This window comes from Ruegeria marina (assembly GCF_900101475.1).
GTDB lineage: Bacteria > Pseudomonadota > Alphaproteobacteria > Rhodobacterales > Rhodobacteraceae > Ruegeria_B > Ruegeria_B marina.
This window is the reverse complement of record NZ_FMZV01000002.1, coordinates 235,986-252,738: the sequence shown is the minus strand read 5'-3', so window position 1 is coordinate 252,738 and position 16,753 is coordinate 235,986. Positions and strand designations below refer to the sequence as shown.

Annotated in this window: 13 protein-coding genes; 9 read left to right on the top strand and 4 right to left on the bottom strand. The window is 55.5% G+C overall.

Annotation, left to right across the window (positions count from 1 at the left end):
- Complete coding sequence (locus tag BLT75_RS03545) at positions 1-885, bottom strand: hypothetical protein (protein WP_143028509.1); 885 nt, start codon at positions 883-885, stop codon at positions 1-3.
- Between the two features lie 393 nt (positions 886-1,278).
- Between BLT75_RS03545 and BLT75_RS24300 the strand changes: the two genes are divergently transcribed.
- The 8 genes from BLT75_RS24300 to BLT75_RS25180 all read left to right on the top strand — a co-directional run bounded on the left by BLT75_RS24300 (position 1,279) and on the right by BLT75_RS25180 (position 10,641).
- A complete protein-coding gene (locus BLT75_RS24300) occupies positions 1,279-1,425 on the top strand; it encodes a hypothetical protein (RefSeq protein ID WP_218128830.1) in 147 nt (48 codons plus the stop codon).
- 611 nt (positions 1,426-2,036) lie between these two features.
- Entirely contained in the window at positions 2,037-2,336 is a 300-nt protein-coding gene (locus tag BLT75_RS03540) for a hypothetical protein (RefSeq protein WP_093027775.1), read from the top strand.
- Positions 2,337-2,383: 47 nt separating this feature from the next.
- A complete protein-coding gene (locus BLT75_RS03535) occupies positions 2,384-5,074 on the top strand; it encodes a primase-helicase family protein (protein WP_093027774.1) in 2,691 nt (896 codons plus the stop codon).
- Between the two features lie 826 nt (positions 5,075-5,900).
- Positions 5,901-6,098 carry a hypothetical protein gene (locus BLT75_RS24010; protein WP_143028508.1) on the top strand — a complete coding sequence of 66 codons (198 nt, stop codon included), beginning with the start codon at positions 5,901-5,903 and terminating at the stop codon, positions 6,096-6,098.
- Between the two features lie 460 nt (positions 6,099-6,558).
- Positions 6,559-6,936 (top strand): hypothetical protein, encoded by a 378-nt coding sequence (locus tag BLT75_RS03530; protein WP_093027773.1) that lies wholly within the window; start codon positions 6,559-6,561, stop codon positions 6,934-6,936.
- A gap of 1 nt (position 6,937) precedes the next feature.
- Positions 6,938-8,380 (top strand): phage major capsid protein, encoded by a 1,443-nt coding sequence (locus BLT75_RS03525; protein WP_093027772.1) that lies wholly within the window; start codon positions 6,938-6,940, stop codon positions 8,378-8,380.
- The gene (locus BLT75_RS03520) at positions 8,380-8,781 is read left to right on the top strand and encodes a hypothetical protein (RefSeq protein WP_143028507.1); all 402 of its coding nucleotides are present in this window, start codon (positions 8,380-8,382) and stop codon (positions 8,779-8,781) included. The genes BLT75_RS03525 and BLT75_RS03520 overlap by 1 nt, the downstream gene beginning before the upstream one ends.
- A gap of 252 nt (positions 8,782-9,033) precedes the next feature.
- The gene (locus BLT75_RS25180) at positions 9,034-10,641 is read left to right on the top strand and encodes a phage tail length tape measure family protein (RefSeq protein ID WP_093027770.1); all 1,608 of its coding nucleotides are present in this window, start codon (positions 9,034-9,036) and stop codon (positions 10,639-10,641) included.
- A gap of 38 nt (positions 10,642-10,679) precedes the next feature.
- On the opposite strand, the gene BLT75_RS03510 is transcribed toward BLT75_RS25180, so the two are convergent.
- The gene (locus tag BLT75_RS03510; RefSeq protein WP_093027769.1) at positions 10,680-11,804 is read right to left on the bottom strand and encodes a tyrosine-type recombinase/integrase; all 1,125 of its coding nucleotides are present in this window, start codon (positions 11,802-11,804) and stop codon (positions 10,680-10,682) included.
- Between the two features lie 317 nt (positions 11,805-12,121).
- Positions 12,122-15,526: an indolepyruvate ferredoxin oxidoreductase family protein gene (locus BLT75_RS03505; RefSeq protein ID WP_093027768.1), complete on the bottom strand. Its 3,405-nt coding sequence runs from the start codon at positions 15,524-15,526 to the stop codon at positions 12,122-12,124.
- 140 nt (positions 15,527-15,666) lie between these two features.
- Between BLT75_RS03505 and BLT75_RS03500 the strand changes: the two genes are divergently transcribed.
- Complete coding sequence (locus BLT75_RS03500) at positions 15,667-16,125, top strand: Lrp/AsnC family transcriptional regulator (RefSeq protein WP_093027767.1); 459 nt, start codon at positions 15,667-15,669, stop codon at positions 16,123-16,125.
- A gap of 161 nt (positions 16,126-16,286) precedes the next feature.
- Here the strand turns inward: BLT75_RS03500 and BLT75_RS03495 are convergent, their stop codons facing one another.
- Complete coding sequence (locus BLT75_RS03495; RefSeq protein ID WP_093027766.1) at positions 16,287-16,748, bottom strand: Lrp/AsnC family transcriptional regulator; 462 nt, start codon at positions 16,746-16,748, stop codon at positions 16,287-16,289.
- Positions 16,749-16,753 lie beyond the last annotated feature (5 nt).

Below are 16,753 nucleotides of genomic sequence, written 5' to 3'. Positions count from 1 at the left end.
TTAGTCCTCTGAACTTATCGCCTCTGGTGCACCAAAACTTGCCAACCAGCGCACGTAGCCGTAGCCGCTGTTGATGATAGCCAAAGCGAGGTCCTCAGGCGGTTGCGTGGGTTCCTTGTCGCCGGGATCGTGTCGGTAATTGTGAGCGCAATCTACCCATTCTTTAAAACCATCATACAAGTTCAATGCCGATCGCCTTGTATGCGGATCATCATATTTCTTTTCAATCAACGGCTTGAGCCTCTGATCAAGCTTCTTTCCGTTAAGTTGACTGTCGTTTGTGACCACCTTGAAGATGTTTTCACCGGCAAGGAAGACAGAGTAGATTGCCTTCGACCAGTTGGGCGGGTCTTGCAGAATGTAACCGTCAGAGTCCGCGATGTGTTTTCGTGCAGCCGTAAAGCCTGCTCCGTTTAAACCCTTGATCGTGTCTTCGTAGGAGTTTCGGAAAGCTTCGTCTGGTTTGGGGTGAACAACGCCTTCGTTATCTATCCAATAAGCAACGTGTTCTTCCGCAAATATTCTGTTTACATCAATAATATAGTCCTTAACTCTTTTATCGGCCCCGCGTTCTGAGAAATATTCGTATTTATCCTCATGAAAGAACTCATAAACAACGGTAATTGAATCCAGAAAAATATTTTTTTCGATTTTTGCCAGAGTTTCATCCCATGAAACCGAATATGTTGCGTTGGTTCTAAACTTCAGATTTAATTCAGCCTTTAAAAAGCCGCTACAATCTTTTTGAAGATGTGGTTTTTCCAGCGTTGAATGCATGAGAGCGGCAATCCGCCCACGCATACGTGGGCTGTCGTCAGACAGGTTTTCCGGCACCGCATAGATCTGCGAAAAACGGCGGCGTCGTACAGGGGGAGTATCTGACACGGTTGGGCTCCAAGTCTCTGTCTTCTCGTATCTTGGCTGAAAGGTTTTGACGCTACAACCGCAAAGGGTTGGCTATCAATGGGATTCACCAAGCGCTGACCTTGCGATATCGCGCGTTTCGCGCTGGCTCCACGGTCAACCCCCTATTGAGTCACGTGGTGGAATCGTTGCGCATTTACGCAGTTGATCGGGGGTGGAATCAGTGCCAGGCTGTGTGCTGCGAGGGTAAGCTGAGATGGTCAGGCTGAAGCGTTGACCCGCCCAACACGTAGATCGACCACAGCCGGTGGAAGTCCGGGGCACGTTAATCGCACTCCAATCCAAACCAATCGAAACGTGACGGACTGAGTCCGTCCAACGCTAGGAGTGCGTACTATGAGCGTGAAAAGATTCATGGCTGACGCTTACTTTAAGAAGATCATGAACAGCCTCAATGCCTGGTTGCTGAAGCTTGAACAGGGTGAAGTTTCTAAGGCTACCAAACAGCAGAAAATGGAGATGATGAAGATAGTTGCTCGTATTGGAAGCAACCAATGGTGAGATGCGAGTCATCCCATATGCGTTGGTTAGCCAAGGAGTCCTTGGCTAATCACCTCACATCTACACTGATCGACGTCACCCCCCGTGCGTTAGAACGTTGGGCTATCCCATCGAAGCTGATCCTTGGAAAGAGGCGCTACTGTGTCGCCTGCGCTGAAGCCATGATCAGGGGGGAGATTGAGGCTGCCGAATTGGCTGAAATAACACCTGGGACCGTTCCTCTAAAGAGCGTGCGGCGTATGAAGTAGCCGCCCATCTCAGTAACCAAAATCATAAGCTTTAGAAGCGAAGTTGCGCGATAATAATATTGCGCACAATTCGTCGCTGCCGGTGGAATGTGCGTTAGGGAGCCATGTGCAAATGGAAACTGAAACAAGAAATGGAAAGGAATCTCTACCCAAGTTCGAGTTCGGCATACCCCCCAAATGGAAACGCCCGTGAAATAAATCACGAGCGTTTCACTGGGAACCTTCTGGAAACAGTCATCAGGTCTGCCGGACCCTCGTGAAACAAGCAGGAATAACCAATTATTGCCTGAATCGCGAACAAAAGCTAATGTTTTCGAGCACTGGGCCGGGGATTTCTTTTCTGCGTAATAAAGGAATGCAGAAATGCCTCAAGAATACAAAACCGCTATCATAGGTCTATTGGGTGTAGGCGCTTTCGACGGCCTATCGCTGTTGAAAGAAGAAGGACTCATATCCGCAAAAGACTTTGAATTGCTCGCTCCGATCTTGGGCGATGAAATGCGCAAGGTCGGTGAAGTGCTGCACAAGGCCATCATCGACAAGAACGGCGTCCAGTACTCCAAAGACAAGTCCAAGGAAATGCGAAGCCAGACCGCCGACATGACCCGGTCTCAGCGTCAGTTCGCAGATGCAATAATGCGAGCAGCGGGGGTGAAACGATGAATCGTAAAGAACAAACCATGAACAAGAATGAGGGGGAGTGAGAGATAATGAGTGCCAATGATAAAGAAATGCGCCTCCTTCGCGACTACAAATCGGTCAAGGAATACTTCGGTCGTTTGGGGGTCAGGCTGGACGACAGAAAACTGACCGACGAAGAACGGCAGACCGAACGACGCAAAGCTGAATACATAGCTGCCAAAGACGGCATTCCCTATGAACCCCCCAAGATGTGGGGGCACTGGCGCGGAAACTATAGGGTCGTCATTTTCAAGCCCGGCCAAGACTACAGCATCGAAGTCGGTGAGCTCGAATTTCGCACCGACTTCCGGCAAGAGAGCCCGTTCAAAGAAGGCGGGAAACTTGACCCAGTCGATAGGCTGACTTGGGTGTTAAAGCCTACAGAGTTCTCCATGGAACACCCCATGACCGAGGCCGAGAACCAGATGTTCAAGGCCGAAGCGTTGCGATATCGCGCGCCCGAGCCGACCAAGGTCGTCATCGAGGGGGCTGGCAAAGGACCATTGCTCAGTGTCAGGCCGAACCGCAGCCTTCTCGGGTTCGAGTTGTTGCCAGACCTTATCGCGAATGCAGACCCTGAGGACGTCTATACGTACTGGGACTTCGAAGACGAGATCATAGCCGACGAGTACCCGGCAAAGTTGGTCGAGTGCATCCGCGTGCGATATCGGCGATCAAACGGTGTAAAGCGTTTCATGACCTTCACCCCCCACGAAGGGGGAGAATGGGTGCTAGGCGAACCTGAAGACTTTCACCGCATCTATGGCATTGGCGAATTGCGGGCGTCAAAAGCGAAGAAGCGTCTGTTCGTCCACGAAGGCGAGAAGGCGGTTGAACATATCCGCCGAGGCATGGTCACACAGGAGCCGCTAAACGCCTTCCTTTGCCGTTCTGACGCCTTCCACGTAGGTTGGGGTTTCGGTGCCCCCGGAGCGCGGCGCGTAGATTGGCGGTTACTGTCTGATACAGCCATCAAGGCCGGGGTGGAAGAAATAGTATTTGTGCCAGATGCAGACCAAGAAGGCCTAAGGGCGGTTTTCAGTGCGTCAGAGGGCATGGCCGGTACTCGCCTTGAGGTCTTCATGTTCGATACAATGAAGATAGATAAAGTTCCTAAAGGTTGGGACTTCGCTGACCCTATGCCAAAGGCAAACTACGTCAAAGATCATGAAGGCAAACTGGTATGGGCTAGAGAGGACTTGGAAGCGTTCCTGAAGCCAGCGTTCTGGGTTACGCATCAGGTTGGTTTTCGGGACGGAAGACCGATCTTTGACCTGACTAACCGGTTCATTGACGATTGTTACATGGTCTCAGGAAACAAGACTATGTTCGTTCGCAAGTCTGATCCTCTGCGCGTATTCTTCACAAATACGCTCAACGATGCGGTTCGCAACTTCTCACATCTGGCAGAAGTCGCCCCTAAACTTAAGGCTCAGCGATTGCAGACCATGGGCGGCCTAGCTTTCCGCCCCGGAAAGTCTGTTGGGCCGTTCTACGATGACGATGGTCGTGACTGGAAGTTTAACCAGTACAAGGATCTGAGGCCCACCCCCCAACAGGGTGATGTGGGCGTCCTGATTGAGTTCATCTACTGGCTTGTTCCCGATGCCGATGAACGACGAGAACTGATCAGGTGGATAGCTACCGTCTTGGCCAAGCCAGAGCAGAAAATGCAGTACGCCTTGCTGTTATTTTCAGTGAAGGGGGGTGTTGGCAAGAGTCTGCTGTTGAGTGTCCTTCGAAGTTTCCTGGGGGGTGTCTACGTAGCCGAGATTAGCGATAGGGCTCTGCTGGAAAGTGACTTTAACGGTGCGATGCACAACGCCCTGTTGGTGATCTGCCACGAGATATATGCCGAGGACAACTACAAGGCAGTAGATAAGCTTAAGACGATCATCACCGAGGAAAAGATACAGATCAACGAGAAGTACGGTGCTCAATTCGAGACCGATAACGCGGCTTCGCTGGCGGGTGCTACGAACAAGGTTGGCGCTTTGGCTTTGACCGGTGACGACCGTCGATGGCTCGTTGTCCATTGTCGAGAACAGACCCTACCGCGCAACATGCTACGCGACGTTCTGGCTTTCCGTGACGGGGGTGTAGGTTTGAGAAACCTCCGTTGGTGGTTGGAAAACAGTTACGAGGCCGAAGGCTATACCTTCGTCGAACCCGGTGAACACGCCCCCCTCACTGAAACCAAGAAGGAGTTCATCGAAATGTCGGTGGCCGCTTGGTCGCAGCACCTGCTGGATGCTCTGGGGGGATTGAAGCTTAAGGTCAACGAGGACACCGGAGAGGTTCTGTTCGGCGAAGTCGTGATGGCTAAAGAGTTGTTCGTTAGTATGGAACGGGCAGGGCTGCTTGATAAAAAGATCGGTGACAAGGCCCGCTTCGAGGCCGTGAGAAAGGGTGGGTTTTTCTCCCCCATGAAGAACAAGCAACCGCAGGTTTCGTACCTGCACAACGAGCAGTACGGCACTGTGCTGTTTCCGTGGGAACAGGAACCAGACAGGGACTATCAGGGGTGGACTAGCCACAAGAAGGAAAGGATGGCCTTCATAAGCAGGTCTGAGGCTCTGTCTGTAACCTTTAGTGATATGCAGCTGCTGATCGCTGAAGGAAAACTGAAGGTGGTTCGGGCGAACGAGTTGCTGCGGCGAGGACTGTTTCTGATCGAGCGTAGTCCGTCTTTCATTGACGATGATCGCGCCAACTGGTAGTTGATCGGTAAAAGTATCCCACAACTGAAGGTGGAGCCCCCTGGAGCCCCCTGGAGCCCCCAATTTTAATTAAGCAGGATGACCCCCTCAACGGTTGGGGGGTTACCTCGACTCCAGTTGAACGACGGGTCTCCACGGGTCCCCAGGGGGCTCCAGCCCCCTGCTGGATTGGTTTCTGGCAGTTAACTTGGGAATCTTTCCAACTTGGGGCGATTTATATGTTGGGGGGTATCCGCTCGCGTAATTATTCAGAATCACCGATTGAATTCCAGAATTGAACTGAACGACGCACGATACAAATCCATTAGCGATTCATTGAAATTCAGGAAATAATAAATTTACGTCTTGATCCTTCTCAACCGTCTTGATGTAACTCACGCTCTACTTTACTCTATATGTGGCTTGGTCCTACATTTTAGAGTAAATGCCCTCTCTTGTTTCTTTCTGCATCGTCAAGGAGCAAGAGAGGGCAACCTCTTTGCTCTGGTGTTCAATATGCAACACGTACAGCAAGCACAATCACCCCAACGCTTCCGTCGCATACGTGTCGCCACCACGACGCATTGTTCAACCCTGCACAACTGCTGCTTCGTTGGCTCCGAAGTGTCAAACAGAGTCCCGACCCCACGGAATTTTCAGTTCTACGGAACCTTGAATACTGGCTTCAATTGCCCGCCCCAACATCCGGCCAAATTTTCGAACGCAGTTCGGGACGTTATATGTCTGGGGGAGGGTCACTTCAAGCTTTGCCATGTGACCCACACTCGGACCCCAAACTCAATTTTGAATCGCAATTTAGGAATCTAGCTTCAGGAGGTCCCCAAAAATGCCGTTCAAGAAACAGTCTGAAAAAGCAGAAAACGACCTATTTTTTAGCCGCAGAGAACGCGGTTTTAAGAAGAAACTTGAGGAACTAAGACAAAGCGAGTTAAAGCAGCGCGATCCAAAAGAAAACGCAGATCTTCGCGAAAAGCTTGAGCGGGGGGTGAGGCCAACCCACAAGTACCGCTCAAGCTTCTACTGAAGCCACTGAAGACCTCCATCGTATAGAGCCTAAAATGGTCGAGAATTGGCGCAGAGCCCGCCCCGGCCCGCGCGTCGGCCCCGGCCCGCTGCGTCGGCCCAAGGCGCTTAACGGGCCACCCCGGACGCGTTCAGGCCCGCCCCGCGCGCGCAACCCGCCCCGGTCGCCGCCCTGGTCGCCGCCGTCGCCCAACGGTCCGACCATCGACCTTCATCACAGCCGTAACGTTCTACGATTCAACCCTAATCCCACAGGATTAGCCCGCGACGCATTATTCAATAACATATGCTTTTCAACCGAATTTGGCGCAAAATTATTAAAACGACTATTCCGTCCACGGGATGAATCCACTCAATTCTGTGAAAACGGATGAATCGCTCACATGAATGAAACGCACGACCCCCAAAAGGCGCGATATCGCAAGGTTTCCCGCCCCGACGCTCTTAATTGGAGGCGAACAATGCAATACAATAACCCTTTCGGAGATTCCAGCATCGTCTCCTCGACCAAATCCACTCAGGGGGGCGGAACAGGACAGTCCAACAAAGAGTTGATGGACACAATCGCCAGGGTCATAGCTTCAACGGTCAAGAAACAGATGGCACTCAAGGAAGAAGCTTTCCAGAAGCGCTTCGACGAACTCACGAAAGAGTTTTCTGCTCTGAAGTCCAAGCTGGAATCGGCAGAAAAGCAGATCGAGGAATTCAAGGCAGAACCCCAATCCCAAACTCAGGGGGGAACCGAAGACTCTGCCCCCGACCTGAACACCCTGAATAAGATGGCCGCTCAGCACAAAGCCGCAATGATCCCCTTCAAATCCACTCGTCGGAGCGCATAAGATGAGCACCCCTTTCAATCCAAAGAATAACGGTTCCTTCGTAGTAGGTAATCTCTACGATCCGGATTACGAAAAGAAGGCTACGAAAGCCTTGAAGGAACTCGCCTATCGAAAGGCATTCGATAATGCGGTGAAAGCTGTCGAGCAGGACGTCTCTGACTTTCCGCGTCTGCGTAGTCAGATGCTAGAACTCACTGCCGAGGTCCAACAGCTTCGCCGGAAGCATGACCGTCCCATTCAGGTGCAATCGACGCTGGTACAGCCCGCAAAGCCAAAAGACCCGATGGAAGGATTCAGACTTTCAAAAGCACTGGCCGGTGTCTTCGTCGCACAATTGCGCAACCACTTCTTCAATGAACCTACCCGCAAGTCTCTTGAAAAGCTGCTCAGCAAAGACAACGACAAGTACAACTTCCACTTCGCTGAAGCAATGTTGACGAAATCTGCGACCGACCCGCTTGGCACGGCCCTGCCTGGGGGTGGAACAGAACTCGTTGACACAGGATTGATGGCTTTCTGGCGCAGCCTTCAACAGCGGTCGGCGCTGGCACAACTGTCTTCCAAGGGAACGGCGATCCCGTTCGGTCCGCACAATTCGATTTCAATTCCGAAGCGGGCACCCGGAGATTCCGGTTCGATGATGCCAGCATGGGTGTCTGAGCACGCAACCATACCTGTCAAGCAGGCGACTCTCGGCACCACCACGATTAACAGATTCAAGCTTGGTGTCATCACAACAGCCACACGGGAATTGATCAAAGTATCCAATGCCTTGGGCATCTTCGAAGATTTCATTCTTGACGATCTGTCTCAAGGCTTTGATTCGTTCCTGTTGGATCCGTCTTACGCTGCAATTGGTGGTCTTCGTCCTGCCGCAATCACGAACGGTGCAGACAATAAAGCGTCTGCCGGTAAGACGCTCGAAAACATCCTCACAGACTTCACCTATCTACGAACGGCCATGACGAATGCCCGCAGACCGGCGATTATCATGAACACCAAGCGCAAGAATGCCTTGGAGATGGTGATCTCGGCCAACGGCACTTTCCCTCTCGCCCCCATGGTCGCCGCGAACAACCTCTGGGGCATGGAACTCATACATTCACCTTACGTTCCCGAAGGTGTTGTCACTGCCGTAGACGCCAATGCCTTCTATCACGGTATCGAGTCTCCGATGATCGACACGAGCGGCGCTGTAACTCTTGCCATGGCCGACGACATGCAGCCCGCCCCCCAGATGACAGGTGGCAGCCAGACAGACGGTTACGTTGACGAGGCTGGCAGTATCCAAATCAGCGATGCAGCGAGCACCGTTCCTCCCACAGACGTTCGGTCCATGTTCCAGACCAACAGTGCAGCTTTGCGCGTCGTCCAACCTACCAGTTGGGCCGTAGTGGACGCTTCTTCTGTCGCTTACCTCACTTCCGTGACTTGGGGGGAATGATGAACATGAATCCGGCGAAGCGCATGAACCCGTCAAAGTCAAAGTTGACCCCTGCGAAGCCTACAATGCCCACAACAGTCGGTAAGCCTCAACGCATTGGCTATAATTCCTCCGTGTCGGTCAATTACCTTTACGACGATCACGTTCACATCTACGTGAATCTCAATTTTCGCATTTCGTTGAAGCATAAACGTATCCGCGATGTCATCGGAATTTATCTTCGCATGTGTCATTGCAACGCGAATAAACAGATAAACATCGGTGCTCCAAATAAACAAGATTACCAAATCGAAGCAGCGTCATTCCTCTACTATGCAGAAATGTACGCCTGCAATCAGGGGGAAGATGCCGCCGACAGACTTCTGAAGGAGGCAATCGAAAATGGAACAGTTCACGATTGAGACCGAAACTTTCAATAAGATAGGACATGAACTTCAGCGAATTTGGTCAATCGACAACGATCAAGAATTCGCAGTCAAGTTTCACTTCCTGACTGTCTCCGTATGGCCGCTTATTCGCGATGATCCTTTTCCGAATTCAGTATTCGGAGTTTCGATGCTCGCTGAACATTTTCAAGGTCTACGTCCCGCAGACACAGGCGACTTTCTTGCTCGCATTTACACTTTCCGTCTGGATAAGAGGAAACTTCACTAATGGCAGACGCAACACAAACCCTACTTATCCGTGCTCATCTTGAAGCCAGCAAGGCCATATCCGATCTGCGCAAGATGGAAGGTGCGCTGAACGCCACTACCACTGCTACAGCCAACACCGGACGAAGTCTTGCCACGGCAGGACGGAACGCACGCCAGTACGGTGCTTTCGTTCAGAACGCAGGATTCCAAGTCAATGACTTCGTTGTACAGGTCACTTCTGGACAATCAGCACTCGTAGCCTTTTCGCAGCAGTTCGCTCAGATCGCGCAGTTCCTCGGACCGTGGGGGATGGGACTTTCGATTGTCGTCCCCGCCGTCATCGGTCTCGGCCGCGCCTTGTACAGTGCCGCAGAGGCCGGGGACACTATGTCCGCCGCATTGAAGCTGTCTCGTGAGCAAGCCGCAGAAGCCACCAACTCAATTCAAGAACTTCGCCTTGAGATTGAACGGCTGCAAAAGGGTTTGGACCCACAACAACAATCTTTCTTGAATGCGATTGAGGCCGAAAGTAGAGCTATCTCTGCTTTGTTGGACGAGTACCAGAGGATCAATACTACTGTCCTTGAAGGTGCAGACGCCCTGTTGATGAAGATCGACTACCAGATCGCAGAGCACCAAATGCTCGTCGCATTCTATCGTGTCCAACTCGAACTTTATAACCAACTTGTCCCGCAAGCCGAAGAACTCCGTAAGAAATCCGAGGAAACGAAGAACATCCTGAAGGATATCACAGGACTTGATATCTCGGGGGTGTTCACTTCTGCGGAAACCGCTGCCGATGGTCTGTTGGCGAAGACCTCGCAGATGTATTACACGATGCTTGGTATGGCCGCACGTGTACGGCAAGAACAGCTTGATGCGTTCGGCGGTGAAGGAGACCCGTATTACAGCGAGCCCCGTACTTTTACACCCCCTCGTATTCCTTCAGATTCCCAATCTGGGGGTGGAAGTGGTCGCCAAATAAAGGAGATCACAGAACGCATAATTACATTGAATGAATGGATTGCGAAGACAGAAACCAATCTTAATGAAACATTTATGAAGACCGGCACTGAGGCATTGTTCAGCTTCAGTGATGCCTTGATCGAGGGTCAACTTAGCTTCAAAGATTTCGCACGCAATCTCGCTGTTGATATAGCCAAACTTACCGCACGAATGTTCATTCTTAACACATTGATGAAGGCTTTCGGTTTTAAATCCGGTGGAACAGAACTTACTTCGTTCGGCAGCATACTTTCCCAGATGGCCAACGTGGAAACGGCAGTAAAATTTGCGAAGGGTGGCGTAGTATCGTCTCCGACAGTCTTCCCTATGAAGAACGGCGGCACCGGCCTAATGGGCGAAGCTGGCCCGGAGGCAATCGTTCCACTTCAGCGGCACAACGGAACATTGGGAGTGGGTGCTGTAGCGCCCGTCGTCAACATTCACAATTACACTGGTAGTCCTGTAGAAGTTCAGCGGATCAGCGAAGCCGAAATCAGTGTAATAATTGGGCAGGCCCGTCAAGCAGTACAGCAAGACTTTTCACGGTCGATGATGACCGGTCAGGGCACATATGCCCGTGCGGTTGAAGCAGGCACCACAGCGCGCAGGAAAGCCGTATGATGACCCCTCAATCGCAGGATTGAAGGGTCTCCGAACCATTATTCAGCGGCGAGGGTTGCGATATCGCGCGTTTTGACGGTCGCGGCCCATTGATCCAGAAGTTGACGTCTCATATCAAACCGTTGACTACGGTTATACACCGCTCCTACTGACCCCAACACACGACTGGGGGAGTGTCCTAAACACAGTTCGATAGATAGTAGGTCGCCCCCCGCATCAGCCATATGCGTAGCGAAAGCCCGTCGCAGGTCGTGCAGCGTAAAGTGTGGCACCCCGGCTTCTTCGATCACCCGCTTATGGTGCCCATCCGTGTAGTCGGATAGAGGTCTGCCGTCGTCGCGCGGGAAGACAATGCCGTCGCCGGTTCCGATCAAGTCTTTCCAACCTTCAGGCAGGGGGTGGACCTGATCCTTCTTTGTCTTCGTGTGTGCGGCTGGCACAACTACCTTGTCACCGTCTATCCAGTCGTATCGCATTTCTCGCACCTCAGACTTCCGCCAAGCCGAAAGAACTATGAACCTGAAGAACCGGCAACGAACTTCGTCTAACACTTCGCAGGCCTTCCAATACGCATGCACATGCTCGACTTCTGGCACATAGTCTCGCTCGCCACCCCGCTCTAACTTGATGTTTTGCAAAACCCCTTCTGGCATCAGTCCGCGCGAAGCCGCCCAGGACGCTACTGCTCGCATGTCACGCAAGGCCTTGACCCGCGCTCCGGCCGATAGCCCGTCAGCGGCTCGCAGGAATACAGGCGTATCCATCGTTACCGTGGCCCTTGGAAGGAGGTCTGGAAAAGCCCTAGCAAGGGCTGCTTTTCGTGCTTCGGTCCTTCTAAGGTCACTTCTCGCGTCGCTCCATGCGTCGAGAACATTCCTAAGCGTCGTTCCCGCGTCGATGCCGGCCACCGGCCCGGTGCGCGCGGCTTCAACGGCCTGACCCGCGAGTGATCTTGCGTCGTTCGCACCGATGGTTGGGAACTCGCCAAGGACTTGCCGCACCATCTGCCCGTCAACTTTGCGGCGAAGCGTCCATACGGCCCGCTTGGTATGGCCTCGCAAGAACAGACCGGGGGTGGCGCTATCTGTTATCTCAATCCGCTCCGGGGGTTGAGGTAGTCTGCTGCGGATGAGTCTGTCTGTGAGTCGTTGTCCGTTGTTCATTGTCTGGCTCCTTCGGGGTTGCTTCGGGGTTGACCGTCTTCAATTCGCAGAAGCGGTAAGCGCCCGTCCGTGGGACAGAGTGAGACAACGAAAATACGTCTGCAAGTTTCTAACGCATTGGATTTACTTGCATATTCTCGTGGAATGAGAGCTAGTGAGAGGTGGCGTTGACCAGTGAAAATGGCGTAACGTGGCGTCACGCACCCCCGGCGGGAGTATTTCAGACCAGAAAGAAGGCGCAGGACGATTCTGCTTCTTTCTGGTCTGAAATACTCCGGGGGGTCTGGGGGGCTGGCCCCCCAGCTTCTGGTGCCGGATCACCGGCTGTCCAGCAGACGGGCGGCCTCGGCCCGTGCCTGCGCGGCGGCGGCAATGCGCACAGGGCCATAGCCACGGATCTCATCGGCAGTTTCGAGCGCCGCGAGCGCCGTTTCGGGGTCTGTACAAAATGGCACATTCGCCATCAGGTCGCTGTACCAAACGGTCAATTCGCGGTGCAATCTGGCCTCGGCATGATAACCGAACGGATTGAGACGCGAGCCACGCAACCCCTTCATCCGCGCAAGCCCCCGCAAGACAGGCGTCATCCAGGATCCGAAAGCGCGCTTTGCCGTCCGCCCGCGGGCATCGGTTTTCCGGCTCAGAAGCGGCGGCGCCATATGGTATTTCACCGTGAAATCGCCGTCGAAAGTCTCGGCCAGTTCGCGCTTGAAATTTTCCGAGGTCATCAGCCGGGCCACTTCGAATTCATCCTTGTAGGCCATGAGCTTGAACAGGTTGCGCGCGGCAGTCCGCAGGATTTCGTCGCTCGCCTGTGGCATTGCCGCGCGAAAGCTTGCCAGCTGTTTTCTGTAGCGATCCGCATAGGCTGCATCCTGATATTCGGTCAGGAACGCGGCGCGGCGCGCCACCATCTGATCATAAGTCTCTTCCCGGGATTTCGTATCGCGGTAGCCCTCCAGTCGCACCGGATCCGTGGCCATCACGCGCCCCACGGCAAAGGCCAGACGGTTCTTCTCCACCGCCACGCCATTGAGCAGGATCGCCTGTCCCAGCGCGGTCTGGCTGACCGGAACCAACCCTTGCTGCCAGGCATATCCCAGCATCATGACATTGGCGAAGACCGCATCCCCGAGCAGGGTTTCGGCAGCATCGTTGGCATTGAAACCATCGACGTTCTCCGCGCCCACAACTGCGCGGATCGCGGCTTCGCGGGCCCCGACGTTCAACTGGGCATCGCGCCGCAGCACCAGGTCGCCGGTGGGCATCTCGGCCCGGTTCAGCACCACCCGTGTGCCGGCCCGGTAATGGGCCGAGGCCTTGGGCGCCGAACTGACCACCATGTCGCAGCCGATCACCGCATCCGCCGCGCCGGTGTCGATGCGCACCTGATGCAGCGCATCCGGGCTGGCGCCCAGCCGGATGTAGCTGAGCACCGTGCCGAATTTCTGCGCGAAACCGGTGAAATCCAGTACCGAGGCGCCCAGCCCTTCGAGATGGGCGGCCATGGTGATCAGAGCGCCCACGGTGACGACTCCGGTGCCGCCGACGCCCGTCACGAGCAGGTCGAACGGGTCCGCCAGGGCCGGCAGGCGCGGAGCGGGCAGGCCGTTTTCCAGCTGGTTCAGGTCCAGTGTGACCGCCTTCTTGCGGCGTGTCACCCCTTCGACGGTCACGAAGCTGGGGCAGAACCCGTTGAGGCAGGAGAAATCCTTGTTGCAGGAGCTCAGGTTGATCTTGCGCTTGCGGCCCAGCGGGGTCTCGCGCGGCTCGACGCTCAGGCAATTGGACTCGACCGAACAGTCGCCACAGCCCTCGCATACCAGGTCGTTGATCCAGGCGAAGCGGTTGGGGTCTTCCATCTTGCCACGCTTGCGGCGGCGGCGTTTCTCGGTGGCGCAGGTCTGTTCGTAGATCAGTACCGTGACACCCTTGATCTCGCGCAGCTCGCGCTGCACCGGCATCAGCTCGGCCCGATCGTGGAAAGTGGTGCCGGCGGGGAACGCGGAGCGGTCGAACTTCGAGATGTCGTCCGAGACCAGCGCGATGCGGTCCACGCCTTCGGCGCGGCAGGTCTGGGCGATGCCCGAGACGCTGACCGGCCCGTCGACCGGCTGGCCGCCGGTCATCGCCACCGCGTCGTTGTAGAGGATCTTGTAGGTGATATTGGTGCCCGCCGCGACCGCCTGCCGGATCGCCAGCGAACCGGAATGATACCAGGTGCCCTCGCCGAGATTCTGGAACACATGCTTGCCGCCGTTGAATTTGCTGGCCACCACATGCGGTACCCCTTCGCCGCCCATCTGGGCATAGCCATCGGTGTCACGGTTCATCCAGCTGGCCATGACGTGACAGCCTATGCCGCTGTTGGCGCGCGAGCCTTGGGGAACCTTGGTCGAGGTATTGTGCGGGCAGCCCGAACAGAAATAGGGGGTGCGGGTGGCGCCCGGCACCGCGATCACGGGCGGCGGCGTTTCGGTCAGCGCGCGGGCACGGGCGGGCAGGTTCTCCTCGGGGAAGAATTCATGCAGGCGCTGGGCCACCACGGGGGCCAGCATCAGCGGGCTCAGCTCGCCGGTCCAGGGAATCAGCGGTTCGCCGTGTTCGTCGTATTTGCCGACCATCCGGTACGGCTTGTCGCCGGGCCAGTCGTAGAAATACTCCTTGAACTGGCTCTCGATGATGCCGCGTTTCTCTTCGACGACCAGCACCTCCTGCTTGCCGCGCACGAAGCGCAGCGCGTTGCGTCGGGCCAGTGGCCAGACCATGCCGACCTTGTAGATGTCGATCCCGAGGTCGCGGCACTTGTCTTCGTCCAGCCCCAGAAGGCGCAGCGCCTCCATCAGGTCGAGATGCCCCTTGCCGGTGGTGACGAAACCGAAGCGGGCGTTGGGGATGTCGTAGATGCGCCGGTCGATCGGGTTTTCCTCGGCAAAGGCGCGCACGGCGCGCAGCTTGGCCTGGATGCGGGTCTCGATTTCGGGGCTGGGCAGGTCGGCGCGGCGCACATGCAGGCCACCCGCGGGCAGGTCGATCTGCGGCAGGGTGAACTGCCTGTCCGGGCGCAGCTCGACCGAGCGGCCGCTTTCCACCGTTTCACTGATCGCCTTGAACCCGACCCAGGTGCCGGAAAACCGTGACAGTGCCAGGCCGTATTCGCCGAATTCCAGGTATTCCGCGACCGAAGCCGGGTTCAGCGTCGGCATGAACCACGCCATGAAGGCCACGTCGGACTGGTGCGGCATGGAGCTGGAGACGCAACCGTGATCGTCGCCCGCAACCACCAGCACGCCACCCTTGGGCGCGCTGCCATAGGCGTTGCCGTGTTTCAGCGCGTCGCCGGACCGGTCCACGCCCGGCCCCTTTCCGTACCACATCGAGAAGATGCCTTCGTACTGGCAATCCGGGTCGAGCACCGCCTGTTGCGCGCCCAGCACGGCCGTGGCGCCGAGATCCTCGTTCACTGCGGGCATGAAACTGATGCGGTCCTGTTCCAGCCGCGCACCGGCGCGCCACATCTCAAGGTCCAGCCCGCCAAGCGGTGAGCCGCGGTAGCCGGACACGAATCCGGCGGTATTCAGTCCGGCGGCGCGGTCGCGGCGGGCCTGGTCCATCATGATCCGGACCAAAGCCTGCGTGCCGGTCAGGAACACGCGGCCGGTGGTCTGGTCATAGCGATCCTCGAGCGCATAGCTGCGCAGGGCGGGGGCGGGATGGGTCATGCGGTGTCCTGAAAACATCTGTTGTATTGGAAAGGATAATCCGAAAGCATTGGAAAATTACGCCAATTGGGATAAGAAATACGCCGATTATCGAAGGATTTTTTCAAATTTGGCTGGGAAAGTGAAGGGATTTGCCAATTATGGAGCTGGATGACCGGGACCGACGAATCCTGACGCTGTTGCAGCAGGACTGCCGAATCTCGAATGCTGAACTGGCTGATGCGGTGGGTATGTCCGCATCCGCATTGTGGCGGCGGGTGCGTGCGCTGGAGGAGGCGGGCGTGATCGAACGCTATGGTGCGGTCGTCAATCCCGCCGAGATGGGGCTTGGTTTCGAGGCGATCGTGCATGTCCACCTGACGCGTCACGACCCCGACCGCATCGTCGAATTCATCCGGGCGATTGACGGCTGTGTCGAAGTGCAGGACTGTTACGCAACCACCGGACAGGCGGATTATCACCTGCGGGTCCTGTGCAAGGATCTGGCCGCCTACAACACATTTCTGGAGCGGTTTCTGTTTCGCATGCCCGCGGTCGCCAGCGCGCAAACGAATGTGGTATTGCGAACCATCAAGCGGAACAGGCCGGTCTCGTTATGACGGGCCATAGTTGGCAACGCCCGGTCGAAATGCTCTGCGAGGGAGTGGCGCCGGGCACGGTTACGGGCGGTTTGACCTGACCGGCTGGACGTGGTTCTTATGCGGCCCGCATGACGATAAGGAGGCATGCGTCGAGCGGATCTTCGGCGGCGCGGCGCCATTCATCCTGAACCGACCGGAACCTCAAGCCCGACCTTGCGGCGCGCCATTACCACCGATGTCCGGAAGCGCCGCACGTTGGAATCCTCGAAAAACAGCCGTTTGGTCAGGTCTTCGAAATCCTCCATGTCCGCTGCGGTGCAGATCAGGCAGAAATCGGCTTCGCCGGTTACGTAGTAGCATTGTTGCACCTTCGGCTCGGCCTGCGCGCGGCGGACGAAGGCGTCGATCTGGTCCAGCCTTTCGCGTTCAAGTTCGACCATCACGACGAACCCCATCGACTGTCCCACTTTGGCGGGATCAAGCACCGCCACCTCGGCTTCGATCACCTTTTGAGCCCGGAGGGACTTTAGCCGCCGTTGTACCGAGGCCACCGAAAGGCCAGTGGCCGCCGCCAGGGTCTCCAGCCCAAGCCGGCAGTCGCGTTGCAAGAGGGAAAGGATCTTGGCGTCTATTGAATCCATCGGAC